At 56.8% G+C, this 15,816-nt stretch carries 13 protein-coding genes and 1 pseudogene; 9 read left to right on the top strand and 5 right to left on the bottom strand.

Annotated elements, in window-relative coordinates:
* Window positions 1-5: 5 nt before the first annotated feature.
* Window positions 6-824, bottom strand: coding sequence for an AraC family transcriptional regulator (locus F8R23_RS14805; protein WP_176979919.1), 819 nt, complete (start codon window positions 822-824; stop codon window positions 6-8).
* A 114-nt stretch (window positions 825-938) separates the two neighbouring features.
* Here F8R23_RS14805 and F8R23_RS14800 point away from each other — a divergent pair, with 114 nt between their 5' ends.
* The 8 genes and pseudogenes from F8R23_RS14800 to F8R23_RS14765 all read left to right on the top strand — a co-directional run bounded on the left by F8R23_RS14800 (window position 939) and on the right by F8R23_RS14765 (window position 9,363).
* Window positions 939-1,817 (top strand): helix-turn-helix domain-containing protein, encoded by an 879-nt coding sequence (locus F8R23_RS14800; protein WP_129934139.1) that lies wholly within the window; start codon window positions 939-941, stop codon window positions 1,815-1,817.
* A 289-nt stretch (window positions 1,818-2,106) separates the two neighbouring features.
* Window positions 2,107-3,027: a L,D-transpeptidase family protein gene (locus F8R23_RS14795; protein ID WP_112349048.1), complete on the top strand. Its 921-nt coding sequence runs from the start codon at window positions 2,107-2,109 to the stop codon at window positions 3,025-3,027.
* Between the two features lie 458 nt (window positions 3,028-3,485).
* Window positions 3,486-3,695 (top strand): annotated as a pseudogene (locus F8R23_RS14790) (Rpn family recombination-promoting nuclease/putative transposase); the annotation flags it as partial.
* A gap of 296 nt (window positions 3,696-3,991) precedes the next feature.
* Entirely contained in the window at window positions 3,992-4,399 is a 408-nt protein-coding gene (locus tag F8R23_RS14785; RefSeq protein ID WP_012005055.1) for an ExbD/TolR family protein, read from the top strand.
* Window position 4,400: 1 nt separating this feature from the next.
* Entirely contained in the window at window positions 4,401-5,141 is a 741-nt protein-coding gene (locus F8R23_RS14780; RefSeq protein WP_129937929.1) for an energy transducer TonB family protein, read from the top strand.
* Window positions 5,142-5,180: 39 nt separating this feature from the next.
* Entirely contained in the window at window positions 5,181-7,421 is a 2,241-nt protein-coding gene (locus F8R23_RS14775) for a TonB-dependent receptor family protein (protein WP_129934141.1), read from the top strand.
* Between the two features lie 48 nt (window positions 7,422-7,469).
* Entirely contained in the window at window positions 7,470-8,120 is a 651-nt protein-coding gene (locus F8R23_RS14770) for a MotA/TolQ/ExbB proton channel family protein (protein ID WP_112349051.1), read from the top strand.
* Window positions 8,113-9,363 (top strand): phospholipase D-like domain-containing protein, encoded by a 1,251-nt coding sequence (locus F8R23_RS14765; RefSeq protein ID WP_151415753.1) that lies wholly within the window; start codon window positions 8,113-8,115, stop codon window positions 9,361-9,363. Before F8R23_RS14770 ends, F8R23_RS14765 begins: the two co-directional genes overlap by 8 nt.
* A 33-nt stretch (window positions 9,364-9,396) precedes the next feature.
* Here the strand turns inward: F8R23_RS14765 and F8R23_RS14760 are convergent, their stop codons facing one another.
* From F8R23_RS14760 to aptA, 4 genes are read right to left on the bottom strand one after another with little or no spacing between them, the layout of a single operon-like run.
* Entirely contained in the window at window positions 9,397-10,506 is a 1,110-nt protein-coding gene (locus F8R23_RS14760; protein WP_129934143.1) for a DmpA family aminopeptidase, read from the bottom strand.
* Between the two features lie 2 nt (window positions 10,507-10,508).
* Complete coding sequence (locus F8R23_RS14755) at window positions 10,509-11,873, bottom strand: APC family permease (protein WP_129934144.1); 1,365 nt, start codon at window positions 11,871-11,873, stop codon at window positions 10,509-10,511.
* Window positions 11,874-11,876: 3 nt separating this feature from the next.
* Entirely contained in the window at window positions 11,877-13,385 is a 1,509-nt protein-coding gene (locus F8R23_RS14750) for a CoA-acylating methylmalonate-semialdehyde dehydrogenase (RefSeq protein WP_151415752.1), read from the bottom strand.
* Window positions 13,386-13,399: 14 nt separating this feature from the next.
* Window positions 13,400-14,740, bottom strand: coding sequence for an omega-aminotransferase AptA (aptA, locus tag F8R23_RS14745; RefSeq protein WP_129934145.1), 1,341 nt, complete (start codon window positions 14,738-14,740; stop codon window positions 13,400-13,402).
* Window positions 14,741-14,870: 130 nt separating this feature from the next.
* On the opposite strand from aptA, the gene F8R23_RS14740 reads away from it, so the two are divergent.
* Window positions 14,871-15,800, top strand: a complete 930-nt coding sequence (locus F8R23_RS14740; protein WP_129934146.1) for a LysR family transcriptional regulator — start codon at window positions 14,871-14,873, stop codon at window positions 15,798-15,800.
* Window positions 15,801-15,816: the final 16 nt, after the last annotated feature.

Below are 15,816 nucleotides of genomic sequence, written 5' to 3'. Positions count from 1 at the left end.
GAGCATTACATGACGATCCCGGCCCCCTGTGCCCGATCCGCCGCGTTTTTCTCCGCCAGATAACGCGCCGGGGGCTTGCCCACCGCTTTTCTGAACATGGTGACAAAGCCGCTGGCACTCTCGTAACCCAAATCCAACGCCACGCGCTGCACGCTATCGCCCTGGGTCAGCCGTTGCAGCGCCAATACCACGTGTAATTGTCGCCGCCAGTGGCCAAAACTCATGCCCATTTGCTGTTGCAGCGTACGGTTGAGCGAGCGTTCGCTCATGCCGATACGCTGCGCCCATTGGTTGAGCGTCGCCTTGTCTGCCGGGTTGGCCAACAGGCGCTCGGTTAACTGACGAATGCGTGCATCATTGGAGACCGGCAGGTGCAGGTTCTCAACCGGCGCTTTAACCAATTGATCCAGCAGCACGCTGGCCAGGCGTCCTTCGGGCCCCTGTTGATCGTACAGCTGTTCGAACCCGCTGGCCTGGAACAGCAGCTCACGCAGCAGTGGGGATACCGCCAGTGTGCAGCATTGGGTTGGTAACCCGGCGATAGCATCCTGATCGACAAACAGGCAGTAGCATTCGCTGGCGCTGGCCCCTTGTGCGTTATGCAGCACATTGCTGGGCATCCACAGCGCACACTGAGGCGGCACCAGCCACAGACCGTTTTCCACCTCGCAACGGACCATACCGCGCACCGTATAAATCAGCTGTGCCTTGCGGTGTCGGTGATGGGTGATCTCCCAATCTTTATCAATGGTGGAACCCTGCACGGCAAAAATGGCGCGCGGCACCTGATCGATATCGAAACGCGGCTCGGTGATAAAGGTCATGAGAATAATTCTCAGTTTGGCGTAATTGAAAAACATTATGTCCTGATTGTGCAATGTGGTCTAGTGCAGCGACCGATACAGTGAACACTGGTTTTCGCACTCTGAGGAAGCGGTATGTATCAGCAACAGGTGATTACGGCACTGCTGGCCTGGATCGAGCAAAACCTCGACCAGCCGCTGACGCTCGATGATATTGCGGCTAAATCAGGTTATTCCAAATGGCACCTGCAGCGGCTGTTTAAAGAGTTAACCGGTGAGATCCTGGGAACTTACGCCCGGCGCAGAAGGCTGACTGCCGCCGCACGTGAACTGCGGCTCACCAACCACGGCGTGGCTTTTATCGCCGACAAATATCAGTTTGACTCTCAGCAGACGTTCACCCGCTGTTTCAAAAAGCAGTTCGGTATGCCGCCGGCCGGTTATCGCCGCAGTACCGACTGGTCAGGGCAAGGGATGCAGCCTCCGCTGCGGCTGATGGATGCGCCATTACCGCAGGCGGAGATCATTACACTGCCGGCAATGCAATTGATTGGCCACACCCAGCACCGCAGTTGTACGCTGGGGCAGCTGCTGCATTCGAAAAACGAGCTGCGTCAGCATGCCTGGCGGCAGATGATGCCGAAGGAAGCCGAAACCTTGGCGGTGGTCTATGGCCTCACCAGTCTGGAGGCAGACAGCAGGCTACGCGGTAGACAACGGATGGCTTATACCTTGGCGTTGGCGGACGAGCGGGCAGAAGGCGAACGGGTACTGATCGAGCAGGGCGACTACGCCAGCTTTACCTATCAGGGGCAGGTTGAAGAGTTACAAAACTTTATCGCCCGCCTGTATGACACCGCGATACCCATGATGAAAGCAATACGGCGGCCGGGCAAGGATATCGAGCGTTTTTATCCCGCATTGGGTGGCGTTTGCAGTGCAGGCGGTAAGGCGATCCGCTGCGAATATCTGATCCCTATCCGCCTGATGTCACCGCCAATCGCCGCGTTTTAGCGGCGGTTTTCACAGTTACTCCTCTTCGTGCCGCACCAGGTTACAAAAAAGTTCGATATTGCGCCGGTAATGTTTCACACTTAGGTCGATGTGCACATATAATGCGCATCCGGTCATACCCTTCGCCTTTCAAGCTGCTGCGTTGTTGGCTGCGTGCGGTCACCTTGGTCACTTACCTGAGTAAGCTCCCAAGGATTCGCGCACTAGCCGCCTAGCCGCAACCTGAAATTCTTTGGGTAGAGAGGGCCGAAATAACCTATAACTGCCAGTGGCCATAACCTACACGAAGATGAAAATGAGCATTCGCGCGTTAATAACCCTGTTTACGGCACTGGTGGTCTTCAGCCAAGCTGCCTTCGCCGTTGTCTATCCTTTACCTGCCAAAGACAGCCGTCTGGTGGGTGAGAACATCCAAATTACCGTACCGGAAGACAGCAAGCTGCCGCTGGAGAGCTTTGCCGCTCAATACCAGATGGGCCTGAGCAATATGCTGGAAGCCAACCCGGGAGTGGATCCGTTCCTGCCGAAGGCCGGCAGCACCCTGACCATTCCTCAGCAGCTGATCCTGCCTGACGCTCCGCGTGAAGGCATCATCATCAACAGCGCCGAGATGCGTCTGTACTACTACCCGAAAGGCACCAACACGGTGATCGTGCTGCCAATCGGTATCGGCCAGTTGGGCAAAGACACCCCGCTGAACTGGACCACTACCGTGCAACGTAAGAAAGACGGCCCAACCTGGACGCCAACCGCCAAGATGCGCGCAGAATATGCCGCTGACGGTGAGATCCTGCCTGCGGTATTCCCGGCCGGTCCGGACAACCCTATGGGTCTGTATGCACTGTACGTCGGTCGTCTGTACGCGATCCACGGCACCAACGCCAACTTCGGTATCGGTCTGCGCGTAAGCCACGGCTGTGTGCGTCTGCGTGCTGACGACATCAAGTTCCTGTTCGACAACGTGCCGGTCGGTACCCGCGTGCAGTTCATCAACGAGCCGATCAAAGCCAGCGTTGAGCCGGACGGTTCCCGTTACCTGGAGGTGCACAACCCACTTTCCGCTAACGAAGAACAGCTGAAGTCGAAAGATCCGGTACCATTGACCATCTCTGCGCCAGTGGGCAAAGTGATGATGGATGCTGCCGTTAACCAGAGTGAAGTGGACGCGGCAATGAAAGCCCGCTCCGGTATGCCGGTTAAAGTGAACTGATTAAATCAGTGCTGCAAACAAGACGCCTGCGGGCGTCTTTTTTTATGGTGGTTATTTTAAATAAAAATATTTATCTCTCAAGAAAGTGAATTATCGTCCTGTGGATAGGATAGTTATAATTTAAATATTCCGTAGTTATATTTTAAAGGTGTCTTACCGTTATGAGATATATGTAGGTTAATGCTGGGTGGCCATGGTTAACCTGCTCTTAAATAATATAAACGCTCTGAATTAGTTCAGGTTGATATATTTTTTCAGAGTTTTGTTTTAAGTTTTATTTATTATTTCATTTTAATTCATGGTGTTATGGCGAATTTATCTATGTGTTGCGCGTTCATCTTACCACGGTCACTAATATAATCAGCCAGTTGCTTGTGATAGTGTGGAATTAAATAACACGCAAAGGCTATCAGGGAATGAAAAAGAAAAACAAAACGCCAACGCCACACGATGCGGCGGTACCGCAACATGAGGATGAACTAATGACTATTGCACAACAGCTTGAACAGAAGGGCATCGAAAAGGGCATCGAGAAAGGGCGTCAAGAAGGCGTGCTTGAAGGAAAGCTTACCGTTGCCCGCGCCATGCTGGCGAACGGCATCGACCACGACTCGGTAATGAACATGACCGGTTTGACGGCTGAAGACCTGGCGCAAATCCGCCATTAATTGTGTGAACCCCTCCTCCTAAATCCTGATGTAAAAGCAGGGTCTGAAGATCTTGCTATAAAGTGTCAGGATAATCACAAACTCCCTTCCTATGCATTAACCGCTATAAGTTCCCCTTCGTCATTATTCCATTAAAAATCATAACCAATTAATGAGTTATGAAACCCCTCTGACCCGTTACCCGCTGGGAATATTCTCTCAAATAATGTGCGTTGTGAAAATAAGATCACACAAGCGTAACAAAAGGTAAACATAGGCTCTCTATATTGGCTGCTTTGCTTTTGGGAGGGAGTGCCATGCGTAACTGGAACGAGCCGAAAAAGAACAAAGCGCACATCGAACTGATCCCGATGATCGACGTGATGATGTTTTTGCTGGTGTTTTTTGTGTTGATTAGCCTGAACGTGATCCCAGCCCTTGGGCTGAAAACCCAGTTGCCGTCCGCCGGCAGCGCCCAGCAGTTGAAACCGCAGAAGAAGGCGATCATTACGCTGGGTGCCGAGGATCAACTGCAACTCGACGGTCAACCGCTGGCGCTGAGCGCACTGGTCAGCACGCTGAAGCAACAGCAACAGGAAAACCAGACCACCACCATTATCGTCAACAGCGACAAAGGCGTCGCGGTAGAGCGGCTGGTGGCGGTGATGGATAACCTGCGCCAGGGCGGTTTCTACTCCGTCTCTATCGCCACACGGAAGCTGTGACATGTATCTGCTCTATCGTTCACGTCACCTTTTCAGCTGGTTACCGGCGTTGATCGTCGTGGGCTGCGTGCTGTTTGCCAGTCAACAGGCGGCGCTGAAAATTCAGCCACGCTATGACGAAACCACCATGGAGCTGGCGCTGGTCGAACCGGATCCTGAACCTCAGTTGGCACCACCGGTGGAAACCCCGCCACAACCCGAACCCCCGCCGCCGGAGCCGGAAGCTATTCCTGAGCCGGTCGTACCGGCCCCGGAGCCGATTATCGAAGCCAAGCCTGTGCCCAAGCCGAAACCCAAGCCGAAACCGGTGAAAGAAAAAGCCAAGCCGATGGAAAAGGCCAAACCCGTCGCGGCCCCAAGCGCCCCCAGAGCATTGGTCAGCAAGCCGGCGACACAGCCTACTCCGGCAGCCCCGTCGGCGCCGAAAGTGAATACGCAGGCGATCGAAAACGGTTATCTGCAGGCGTTGCGTCGTGAGCTGGAGCAGCGCAAGCGCTACCCCAGCGGTCGGCAGGCATCGCTTGAACGGCCCCAGGGCAACGTCGAAGTCTGGCTGGAGGTCGATCGCAGCGGTCGGGTGCTCTCGTCCGGCATCGCCAATAAGGCCACCAGCATGCTGCTTAACCGCGCGGCGCTGAGCAGTCTGCAAAGTATCAGCCAGGTGAGGCCGTTCCCAAGCGAGGCTTTCAACGGGCAAACAACAAAACGATTTTCAGCCACGTTCAATTATCAGGCTCCTTGATGCCTGGCATAACAGTTTGATTTTTATGGGATGGAAACAATGAAATCTTTCAATCGATCTGGGATTTATCTGGCAGTGATGTCGGCGATATTGCCGGGTACGGCACTGGCGGCGGACTCGACCGACGTCGGTACCATCAATGTCAAAGGGCAGTCGCTGGGTGGTGGCATGATGGTGCAGGACGACAGCGCCAAGTCGCGCTCTACCGTCACCAAAGAGGCGATGGATAAAATGCCGGCGGCGGCCAACGCCATCGACAAACTGAAATACACTCCGGGCCTGAACGTCAACAGTAACGACGCCAGCGGCCTGAGCGGTGTCGATTACACCATGCGCGGCATGAACTCCGACCAAATCGGTCTGTCGATGGACGGTATTCCGATCAATGACTCCGGCAACTATGCGGTGTACCCGAACCTGCTGGGCGATTCGGAGAACCTGGAAGAGATATTCGTTACTCAGGGTTCCTCTGAGGTGGACGGCCCGCATATCGGTTCCAGCGGCGGCAACATTGGGATGGTGACGCGCCGTCCCGCAAAAGATTTCGGCGGCTTCGTCAAACAGACGCTAGGCAGCAACAACCTGAGCAAAACTTTTGCGCGTCTGGAGACCGGTGAGTACAACGGTTTCAGCAACTGGATCTCCTACTCACACACCGAGGCGAAAAAGTGGCGCGGGGAAGGGCGTGAGTACTCCAACAAGTTCGAAATGAACTCGTTGTATGAGGACGGTAACGGCAACAGCAGCAACCTGATCATGAAGTACAACCAGCAGAATAACGTCAACTACAGCACTCTGAGTAAGGCGCAGTTTGAAAATGACGGCCGTGATACCGACTACGCCACCTCGCCGGAATACAACAGCAAGGGCCAGTTGAACAAGTACTACAAACTTAACCGTAATCCGTTTGACACCTTCACCCTGTCGTTCACCCAGAAGCTGCAACTGCGAGACAACCTGGCGTTGACCCTGCAGCCGTATTACTACTGGGGTAACGGTGGTAGCTATACGGGGCAAACGGCTTCGGTGTTGTCCAATACTTCGGATAAGGCCGGTCAGTACGATCTCAGTAATTTGAAGTCCAACACCTATTACCGCCCATCCTGGACCCAGACCTGGCGGCCGGGTATCACCACCAAGCTGAAGTGGGATATCAACGACCAGCACAGCCTGGATATTGGTTATTGGTATGAACGCGCGCGTCAGTCGCAGACCCAGCCGTTTATCGGCATCAAGGACGACGGTAACCCTGAACAACTCTCGGGCAAACCGGGCGGTTCCGATCAGGTGAAGGACGCTAATGGCAACACCGTGCAAGGGCGTAATCAATACACCATCACTCCGGCGCAAAAAGTGTGGCTGCAGGATACCTGGTTTGCCACGCCGGACTGGACTTTCGTCGGCGGACTGGCCTATCAGTACGTTGAACGAAAAGGGGATAACAAGGGCAGCCTGTATAACGTGCCGGAAAAGCGTGATGCCAAATACCATGAATTCCTGCCGAACTTCAGCGCCAGCTACAAGCTGAACCCGGAAAACCAGGTGTTCTACAACCTGACGCGTAACATGCGTACCCCGCCAAATTACGTGCTGTACAACGTGGGTGATTCGATCAGCACCAAACCGGAACTGAGCTGGAACCATGAACTGGGCTGGCGTTTCCAGCAGGAAGACATGCTGATGAGCGCCACGCTGTTCTACATGCGCTACAGCGATCGTCAAATCTCCACCACCAACCCGGCCGGTGACTACGAGATGATGAACATCGGCAACGTCGAGAATAAAGGGCTGGAGCTGGAGTGGAGCGGTCAGTTGCCGCATAACTTCAACTACTACACCTCGTATACCTACACCCAATCCAAGCAGAAGAGCGACATTGTCAGCAATGGTCTGCCGTTACCGACTAGCGGTAAAGAGGTGCCGAACGTCCCGAAAAACCTGCTCAACATGACGCTGGGCTATGACGATAGCCGTTACTACGGCAGCGTCAGCGGTAAATACGTCAGTTCGTTCTACGGTGACCTGACCAACGACGAGAAGATCGGTGGCCGCACGGTGGTCGATCTGGCGGCGGGGGTGTATTTGCCGGTGGACAAGAAGATCGTCAAGAGTGCGGCGCTGCGCTTTGGTATCAGCAATCTGTTCGACAAGGAGTACCTGACCTCGGTACGTACCACCACCTTCAACGCAGTGCCTTATGACGGCGTGAAGGCCAGTACGCCGTACTACAACGTCGGGGAAGAACGTACCTTCAGCGTGTCGCTGGAAGCCACCTTTTAACTATTTATAGCCTGCGGCTTGAAAGCCGCAGGGTTGGAGGATTGAATGATGAATGCCAATCTGTTGCACGACATTATTTTCTACGTGATGTACGCCGCGCTGGCGATAGCGCTGGTGATTATTATCGAACGTGCGCTGTATTTCGCTTATACCCAACGTCAGGCTCGCAAACTGGAGCAGGCGCTGACGCTGGATGTGCGTCGCACCGCCGATCTGCCGGATGAGCTGACCCAGCGCAACAGCCTGCCGCTGGCGGTGATCTCACCGGTGTTGGAGCAAAAACACCGCGCCGGTGATCGCGAAGCGATAGGCGATCTGATCGACGCCCAGTATCTGCTGAGTAAACCTCTGATGGCTCGTGGCCTGTGGCTGCTGGAAACCATCGTTACCGCTGCGCCGCTGTTGGGGCTGTTGGGTACGGTGATGGGGATTATCGAAACCTTTAAGGCGCTGGCCGCTTCCGGGGTCTCCGAGCCGAGCCTGGTCTCTGCCGGCATGGGTACCGCGTTGTACGCTACCGGGCTGGGTATCGCCATTGCGTTGCTGTGCCTGGTGGGCAACAACTATCTGCAAAGCCGCATGGAGCGGATTAACGAATTGCTGAAGGTGCTGCTGATCCGTGCCGGTGCGCCAACCAGCCGTCCGGAAAACGGCAACCGTGAGCAATGGGTTGACAGTGAGGCGCCGCGCTATGCCTAATGGCCGTCAACCACGGCGGTCGTTGGGCCGCCTTTACACTGCTTTATGGGGTAGCTGTCTGTTGATGTTGAGCCAGAGTGCGACGGCACGTTTTGATATTCCCGGCTATGAATTGGTGTATACCGCGCCGGTGGAAACCGCGTTGCAGGCGGATGACCTGCGCAACACCGCCGAAGTGTGGCAGCAAATGTTTGATGCGGCGAAAACCCGCATCGATCTGGGCCAGTTCTACGTGGCGAACCAACAGGGTTCGCTGCTGGACGGCGTGCTGCAACACCTGAAGGCGGCGGGCGAGCGCGGGGTGAAAATCCGTTTTCTGATGGAAGAGAAGGGCATCAGCATCTCTACCCCTGAAACCCTGGAACAGCTAAAAGCGATCCCCAATCTGGAACTGCGCATTATTCCTTACCAGCGGCTGAGCGGCGGGATTTTGCATGCCAAATATCTGCTGGTGGACGGTGAGCAGGCGTTTGTCGGCAGCCAGAACTTTGACTGGCGTGCGCTGGCGCATATCCATGAAACCGGGCTGCGCATCAGCGATGCCGGGGTGGTCGGGCAGATCCAGGCGATTTTCGAGCAGGACTGGCAAGCGCAGGCGTTGCTGGTGGCGGATAAGCCGGTGCCGCAGCTGCCTTACCAGCCAAAGGCCGAAACGCCGCAGGGTAATTATTTGGTCGCCAGTCCACGCGCCTATAATCCGGCGGGGGTGATTGACTCGCAGGTGGAGTTGCCGCGCCTGTTGGCAAGCGCCAAACAACGCGTGCGGGTGCAGGTGATGGACTACGCGCCGTTGTCTTATGGCCCGGAACACAGCCGACCTTACTACGCGACGATCGACAATGCCCTGCGCAGCGCTGCCGCACGCGGCGTGAAGATCGAGCTGATGGTGGCCAACTGGAACACCAAAAAGCCGGATATCGCCTGGCTGAAAAGCCTGGCGGTGGTGCCGAACGTGCAGATAAAGATCGTCACTGTCCCTCCGGCCAGCAGCGGTTTTATCCCGTTTGCCCGGGTGATCCACAGCAAAATGATGATTATCGACGGCGAAACGGCGTGGATTGGCACCAGCAACTGGACCGGCGGTTATCTGGATAACTCGCGCAATCTGGAACTGGTGCTACACAGCCCGGTGATGAGCCAGCGGGTGGATAAGCTCTACAGCCAGCTATGGGACAGCGTTTACGCCGAACCGATCAAGCTCGATTATGACTACCCGGCACCCAAGCCGGGCGGCGAGTCCTGATCAACTTGGGGCGCGAGATGCCGCGCGCCCCCCTTAAGCTCGCCAGCCGGCTTGTTCCAGCGCGGTCAGCAACTGATCCGCGTTTAACCCTTCTGCCCGATGACCGTTGCCGGAAACGGTATTGGCCGCCAGCAGGGCATTGATAATCGCCTCTTCCACCGCCTCGACCGCCGCCGCAAACAGATCGGAGATGTAGTCGTTATTCACCATCTGCAATGGGGTGGTGAAGGCCCCTTTGTTGGCGTAATCGGCAGGCGGCAGCCCGTCGTTGCCGGTGGCGAAAGCGATAAAAATATCGCCGCTCGAGTCTTCGGTGCCGCCGCCGGTGCGGGCGATGCCAATGCTGGCGCGTTGGGCCAGGCGGGTGCATTGGTGCGGCAATAGCGGCGCGTCGGTGGCCAGGGTGACGACAATCGACCCCATACCCGGATGCGGCAGTTGTGGGGTGAATGGCGAATGAATATGCCCCAGATGACGGCCCACCGGGTAGCCACCGATCAGCAGCGAGGCACGTTTGCCGTGGTTGGCCTGTACGATGGCGCCGACCGTCCAACCGCCGCGATCGGCAGGCAGGCGGCGGGAAGCGGTACCGCTGCCCCCCTTGAATTCATGGCAGATCATGCCACTCCCCCCGCCGACCGCGCCCTCCTGTGGCAAGCCGTTATGCGCCGCCTGCAACGCCTGTCGTACATGTTCTGGCTTGACGTGAAAGCCGTTGATGTCGTTGAGCAGGCCATCGAAGGTTTCCATCACCACCGGCATGTTCCAGTACAGCGCCTTATCGTCGGCGGGCAGCGCTTCGCGTTCCAGGGCGATCAAAGCGTCGCGCACCACGCCGACGCTGTGGGTGTTGGTAAAGGCAATGGGACTGGTGAGCAGGCCGGCTTCGCGGATCCACTCCAGTCCGGTGGCGTCGCCGTTGCCGTTGAGCACGTGCACCCCGGCAAAGCAGGGAGACTGCCGGGCCTGACCGGCACGCGGTTCGATCACCGTGACGCCGGTGCGTACGCTGCGGCCATCGGCCAGATCGGCGTGGATGCTGGCATGACCAACCCGGACGCCGGGCACGTCGGTGATGGCGTTCAGCGGACCGGCAACGCCGTGGCCGATTTTAATGCCCAAATCCTGAGCGCGCTGCGACATGGTTATTCTCCTTCAACTGAGGGTTCAACGAGCGGGATGGCCTGCCGGTTGCGCAGGTAGCTCAGCACCAGACCAAAACAGAAGATGCCGGCAATGATAATAAAGTCTTTCAGGCTGCTGGCGATCAAAATTGTCCACAACACGTACAGACAACCGATCAGCGCGATCGCCACCGGCAACGGCCACAAGGGCATCAGATACGGATGGTGAAAGTGCACACGGCGGCGACTGATCAGCGCGGCGATGGCCATGATGATGTACACCAGCAGCAGCAGGATCACGGTAAAGGAGGTCAGGTCGCCAAGGTTGGAACAGAAGGCCAGCAGCGCCGAAGGAATGCCGAACAGCAGGGTGGCGATCCACGGTGTGCCGAAGCGCGGGTGGATTTTTTTCAGCGCTCGGTTCACCTGTGGCAGCCAGAAACCGTCACGTCCACTGGAGAACATCATTCGGCTGAACTGCGCCACGATGGCGATAATGGCGTTGAATACCGACAGGTAAATCGCGCCGCTGACCACCCGTGCCAGCGTCGGCCCGCCCAGTTGGCTGACCACGTAACCGACCGGGTCGGCCTGTTTGGCCATTTCAACCAAAGACGGCGCACCGATCAGCAGCGCGGTGAAGGGCAACAGCTCGACCAGTACCACAATCACCAGCGTCAGCATGATGGCGGTGGCCATGGGTTTACCCTGTTCACGCATATCTTCCGCCATATACACCGCCGCGCCGTAGCCGTTATAGGAAAACAGCGCCACGCCGACCATGGCGACAATCAAAGGGACGGAAACCGGGGCCAACAGCCCTTCGGGGTTGAGCATCACCGGCGAGGTGAGTATCTCCGCGCTCTGGTGCGGGTTGCTGAACCCCAGCCAGGCGATGAGGCCCAACACCGCGACCTCCACCACCAGGAAGGTGCCGGTCAACAGCGCGTTGGCCTTGATGTTGAAGATAGCGCAGGCGCCGCCGATCAAAATGGTGATCATACCGGCGGTGGAGGCGTCGAAGTGAGTGCCCAGCGCAGTATTTAAGTAGGGCACCGCACCGGTGGCTAATACTGCCGGTACAAACAGCGCGGCGCTGAGGATAAACAGGTAGGTCTGCAACCCGCACAGGGTGCCGAACAGCCGTTTGATAATGCTGTATTCGCCGCCGGCGCTGGGGTGCGCGGCCCCCAGTTCGGCGTAGCATAAAGCGATGGTGGCGGCGATAAAGGCGGCGATCAGAAACGAGATAAAGGCGCCACTGCCGGCGCTGGCGATGGCCAGTGGGGCAATGACGAAGATCGAACTGGCCGGCGTGACGCCGGAGGCGGTAATCATCACCACGTCGAGGACGCTGAGATTGCCTTTGAATTTATGTTCTGTCATGGCTTAACCCTGCCCGGATGGGAAACTGAAGCTGGCATATTGGGCATCGCTGGATGAAGGCCAGCGCTGGGTGATGGTTTTGCGTTTGGTGTAAAACCGGACGGCATCCGGGCCGTAGGCGTGCAGGTCGCCAAACAGCGAGCGTTTCCAGCCGCCAAAGGAGTGGTAGGCTACCGGGACCGGCAGGGCGACGTTAATCCCTACCATGCCGACCTGAATATGGCTGGAAAAGTAGCGTGCGGCCTCGCCGTCGCGGGTGAACAGGCAGGTGCCGTTGCCGTATTCATGGGCATCAATCATTGCCATCGCCTCCTTCAGCGAAGCAACCCGTACCACGCCCAGCACCGGGCCGAAGATCTCTTCCTGATAAATCCGCATGCCGGGTTTTACGTGGTCAAACAGCGTCGGGCCGATGAAGTACCCCTGGCTGATTTGTCCGCTGGCATCCCGTACCGCCAACACTCGGCCGTCGACCACCAGGCTGGCACCTTCGTCAACGCCCTGATCGATATAGCCTTTCACCTTCTGATAATGATCGTGAGTGACCAGCGGCCCCATGTCGTTGCGGTTGTCGCTACCGGCACCCACCCGCATATTGGCCATTTGCTGCCGTAGCCCGGCGATCAGCGCGTCGGCGGTGTCATTGCCCACGGCCACCACCAGCGGGATTGCCATACAGCGCTGCCCGCAGGAACCGAAGGCGGCGCCCATCAGCGCGCTGACGCTACCGGCGATGTCGGCGTCCGGCAGCACTACGGCGTGGTTTTTTGCCCCGCCCAGGGCCTGCACCCGTTTGTTCTGACCGCAGCCGGTGTGATAGATATGCTCTGCCACCGGCGTTGAGCCGACAAAGCTCACGGCTTTAACGCGTGGGTCGTGCAACAGGGTTTCCACCGCCTCGCGGTCACCGTTAACCAGGTTCAGCACCCCGGCCGGCAGCCCGGCCTCTGACGCTAACTGGGCAATATACAGGGTTGAGGAGGGGACGCGTTCGGAGGGTTTCAGCACAAAGGTATTGCCGCAAACGACCGCCATCGGCCACATCCACAACGGCACCATCGCCGGGAAGTTAAACGGCGTGATGCCCGCCACCACCCCCAGTGGCTGGAACTCACTCCAGCTGTCGATACCCGGCCCGGCATCCTTGCTGTGCTCGCCTTTCAGCAGCTCCGGCGCATAGCTGGCGTACTCAATATTTTCGATGCCGCGCTGCAATTCGCCCATAGCATCGCTGAGCACCTTGCCGTGTTCGGCGGTAATCAACTGACAGATGTGGTCAGCGTGCTGCTCCAGCAGGGCTTTAAGATGAATCATGATCCTGGCCCGCTTCAGCGGCGGGGTATCGCGCCAGGCCGGATAGGCCCGTTCGGCAGCGTCGATGGCGCTTGCTACCGTGGCAGAGTCGGCCAGCAACACCTCCTGCTGTGACAACCCGGTCGCCGGATCGAATACCGGCTGGCTGCGGCTGCCGCCGGTGGCGGACTGACCGTTGATCCAATGTGCAATGGGCATGGTATTCGCTCCTGTTATTCGGTTGCGTTGATGGCGTCGCCCAGGGCGTTGATTAACGAATCGATCTGCGCCTCGCTGCTGATAAACGGCGGGGCCAGTTGCAGAGTGTCGCCGCCGTAGCGGACATAAAATCCTTTTTCCCAGCAGCGCATCGCCACCTCATATGGCCTGCGCGCCGCTTCCCCCGGTCGCGCCGCCAGCGTGATACCGGCCGCCAGACCAAAGTTACGAATGTCGGTCACGTGACGGCAGCCCTGCAAACCGTGCACAGCCTGCTCGAAATACGGCGCCAGTGCCTGCACCCGTTCGATCATCTGCTCGCGCTCAATGATATCCAGCGTTGCCAGCCCCACCGCACAACTGACCGGGTGGGCGGAATAGGTGTAACCGTGTGGGAATTCGAGCAAATACTCCGGTTCATCGGTGGCCATAAAGGCCTGGTAAATCTCTGGCCGCACCACCACCGCACCCATGGGTTGTGCGCCATTGGTAACCTGTTTGGCGATATTCATGATGTCGGGCGTGACGCCAAAGGCTTCGGCACCGGTCAGGGCACCGCAGCGGCCAAAGGCGGTGATCACTTCATCAAAAATCAGCAGGATATTGTGTTGAGTGCAGATCTCGCGGATGCGTTGCAGATAACCGACCGGCGGTACGATCACCCCGGCGGAACCGGAGAAGGGTTCGATAATCACGGCGGCAATGGTCGAGGCATCACGCAGGGTGATGATCCTGTTCAGCTCCTCCGCCAGTTCCGCACCCTGTTCCGGCATACCGCGTGAAAAGGCGTTACCCGCCAGCAGGGTATGGGGCAGATGGTCGGCTTCGGCACTGGCACCAAAGGCTTTACGGTTGCCGGCGATCCCGCCCACCGCAATGCCGCCGAAGTTAACGCCGTGGTAACCCTTTTCGCGGCCGATAAAGCAGGTTTTGCCCGCCTGGCCTTTGGCTCGCCAGTAGGCACGGGCCATTTTTAACGAGGTGTCTGCCGCTTCGGAGCCGGAGCCGGTGAAAAACACATAGTCCAACCCGGCCGGTGTCATGGCCTTAATTTTATTCGCCAGCTCAAAAGACAATGCATGGCCAAACTGAAACGCCGGGGAATAATCCAATTGAGAAAGTTGCCGATAAGCCGCTTCCGCTATTTCCGTGCGGCCATGGCCCAAGCCGCAGCACCATAACCCAGATAAACCGTCAAAAACTTTGCGTCCATCCTGACTGGTATAATAAACGCCTTCAGCGTGGCTTATCATTCTCGGGTTGGTTTTAAAATTACGGTTACCGGTAAACGGCATCCAATGAGCTTCTAACCATTCACGTTCGGGTTTATTTTCAGAGTGATTTAAATCAGCCATTTTTCCCTCCGGGGGGGAGAATAGGTAGGGTTAATAATCTGACGTGTTAATGAATTGTTTCTTCAAATTGACTATGTTCCGCTTCTTCACTAATGTGAATAATCATATATCGAAACTTACTTAAGGTTTTATGCAAGTAAAAAAGCGCGCAATTTTGGGGCAGCTGTCGGATATGGACCTGCGGTTGCTGCGGGTATTTAAGGCGGTGGTCGACTGCGGTGGCATGAGTGCGGCCGAACTGGAGCTGAATATCAGCCTGTCGACCATCAGCAAACATATCAAGGATCTGGAGCAACGCTTGGGGCTGACGCTTTGCCAGCGCGGGCGTGAGGGGTTTGCGGTCACTGACGAAGGGCTGCTGATTTACCAGGAAACCACCAAGCTGCTGGCGGCCACCGAGGCATTTCGCCGTGGGGTAGATGATGTGCACCAGCGCCTGGGTGGGCAACTGCACGTGGCGATATTTGACCATACCGTCAGCAACCCACAGGCACACATCGGCCGGGCAATTGCCTTATTTAGTGAGCAGGCACCGGAGGTGTCTTTGCAAATGTATGTGGAGCCAATAAATACCATTGAACGTGGCGTTATTGACGGCCAATTTCAGATTGGCATTATTCCCATGCACCGCAGTGCGGAAAGTTTATCTTATAGTTCATTATTTAATGAGAGGATGTTCTTATATTGCGGCGCGCAACATGAATTATTTTTCGCTAATCACGACGCGCTGAATTGGGATCTCCTGCACAATTATGCTTTTGCCGGACTAGGTTATCACTCGCCGAATATGGAGCTGAGTTTACAGCAGCATTTGCAGCGCAAGGCGACGGGTTTTGCTCAGGAGTCTATCGCCACCTTAATCCTTTCCGGCAAGTACGTGGGTTTTCTTCCCGACCACTATGCGGCGTTTTTTGTCGCACAGAATATGATGCGGGCGATCAAGCCGGCGCTGTTCCGCTATCACTGTGAATATTCCAGCGTACTGCGGCGCTCACCCAGCCCACAGCGGGTGGTGAAGCTGTTCCACGAATGCCTGCTGACGACTCATGGAACAGCGTGATGTTTACTGGTCTTTT

It is taken from the genome of Serratia proteamaculans (genome assembly GCF_008830365.1).
GTDB classification, from domain to species: domain Bacteria; phylum Pseudomonadota; class Gammaproteobacteria; order Enterobacterales; family Enterobacteriaceae; genus Serratia; species Serratia proteamaculans.
Note: the sequence above shows the minus strand (reverse complement) of the source record. Positions and strands in the feature narration are given on the sequence as shown.

Excerpts from the sequence above, each read along its gene's own strand:
- F8R23_RS14785 (WP_012005055.1), top strand. The coding sequence starts at position 3,992 with ATGCGTAACTGGAACGAGCCGAAAAAGAACAAAGCGCACATCGAACTG.
- F8R23_RS14800 (WP_129934139.1), top strand. The coding sequence starts at position 939 with ATGTATCAGCAACAGGTGATTACGGCACTGCTGGCCTGGATCGAGCAA.
- F8R23_RS14805 (WP_176979919.1), bottom strand. The coding sequence starts at position 824 with ATGACCTTTATCACCGAGCCGCGTTTCGATATCGATCAGGTGCCGCGC.
- aptA (WP_129934145.1), bottom strand. The coding sequence starts at position 14,740 with ATGGCTGATTTAAATCACTCTGAAAATAAACCCGAACGTGAATGGTTA.
- F8R23_RS14740 (WP_129934146.1), top strand. The coding sequence starts at position 14,871 with ATGCAAGTAAAAAAGCGCGCAATTTTGGGGCAGCTGTCGGATATGGAC.
- F8R23_RS14795 (WP_112349048.1), top strand. The coding sequence starts at position 2,107 with ATGAAAATGAGCATTCGCGCGTTAATAACCCTGTTTACGGCACTGGTG.
- F8R23_RS14770 (WP_112349051.1), top strand. The coding sequence starts at position 7,470 with ATGAATGCCAATCTGTTGCACGACATTATTTTCTACGTGATGTACGCC.
- F8R23_RS14765 (WP_151415753.1), top strand. The coding sequence starts at position 8,113 with ATGCCTAATGGCCGTCAACCACGGCGGTCGTTGGGCCGCCTTTACACT.
- F8R23_RS14760 (WP_129934143.1), bottom strand. The coding sequence starts at position 10,506 with ATGTCGCAGCGCGCTCAGGATTTGGGCATTAAAATCGGCCACGGCGTT.
- F8R23_RS14750 (WP_151415752.1), bottom strand. The coding sequence starts at position 13,385 with ATGCCCATTGCACATTGGATCAACGGTCAGTCCGCCACCGGCGGCAGC.
- F8R23_RS14775 (WP_129934141.1), top strand. The coding sequence starts at position 5,181 with ATGAAATCTTTCAATCGATCTGGGATTTATCTGGCAGTGATGTCGGCG.
- F8R23_RS14780 (WP_129937929.1), top strand. The coding sequence starts at position 4,401 with ATGTATCTGCTCTATCGTTCACGTCACCTTTTCAGCTGGTTACCGGCG.
- F8R23_RS14755 (WP_129934144.1), bottom strand. The coding sequence starts at position 11,873 with ATGACAGAACATAAATTCAAAGGCAATCTCAGCGTCCTCGACGTGGTG.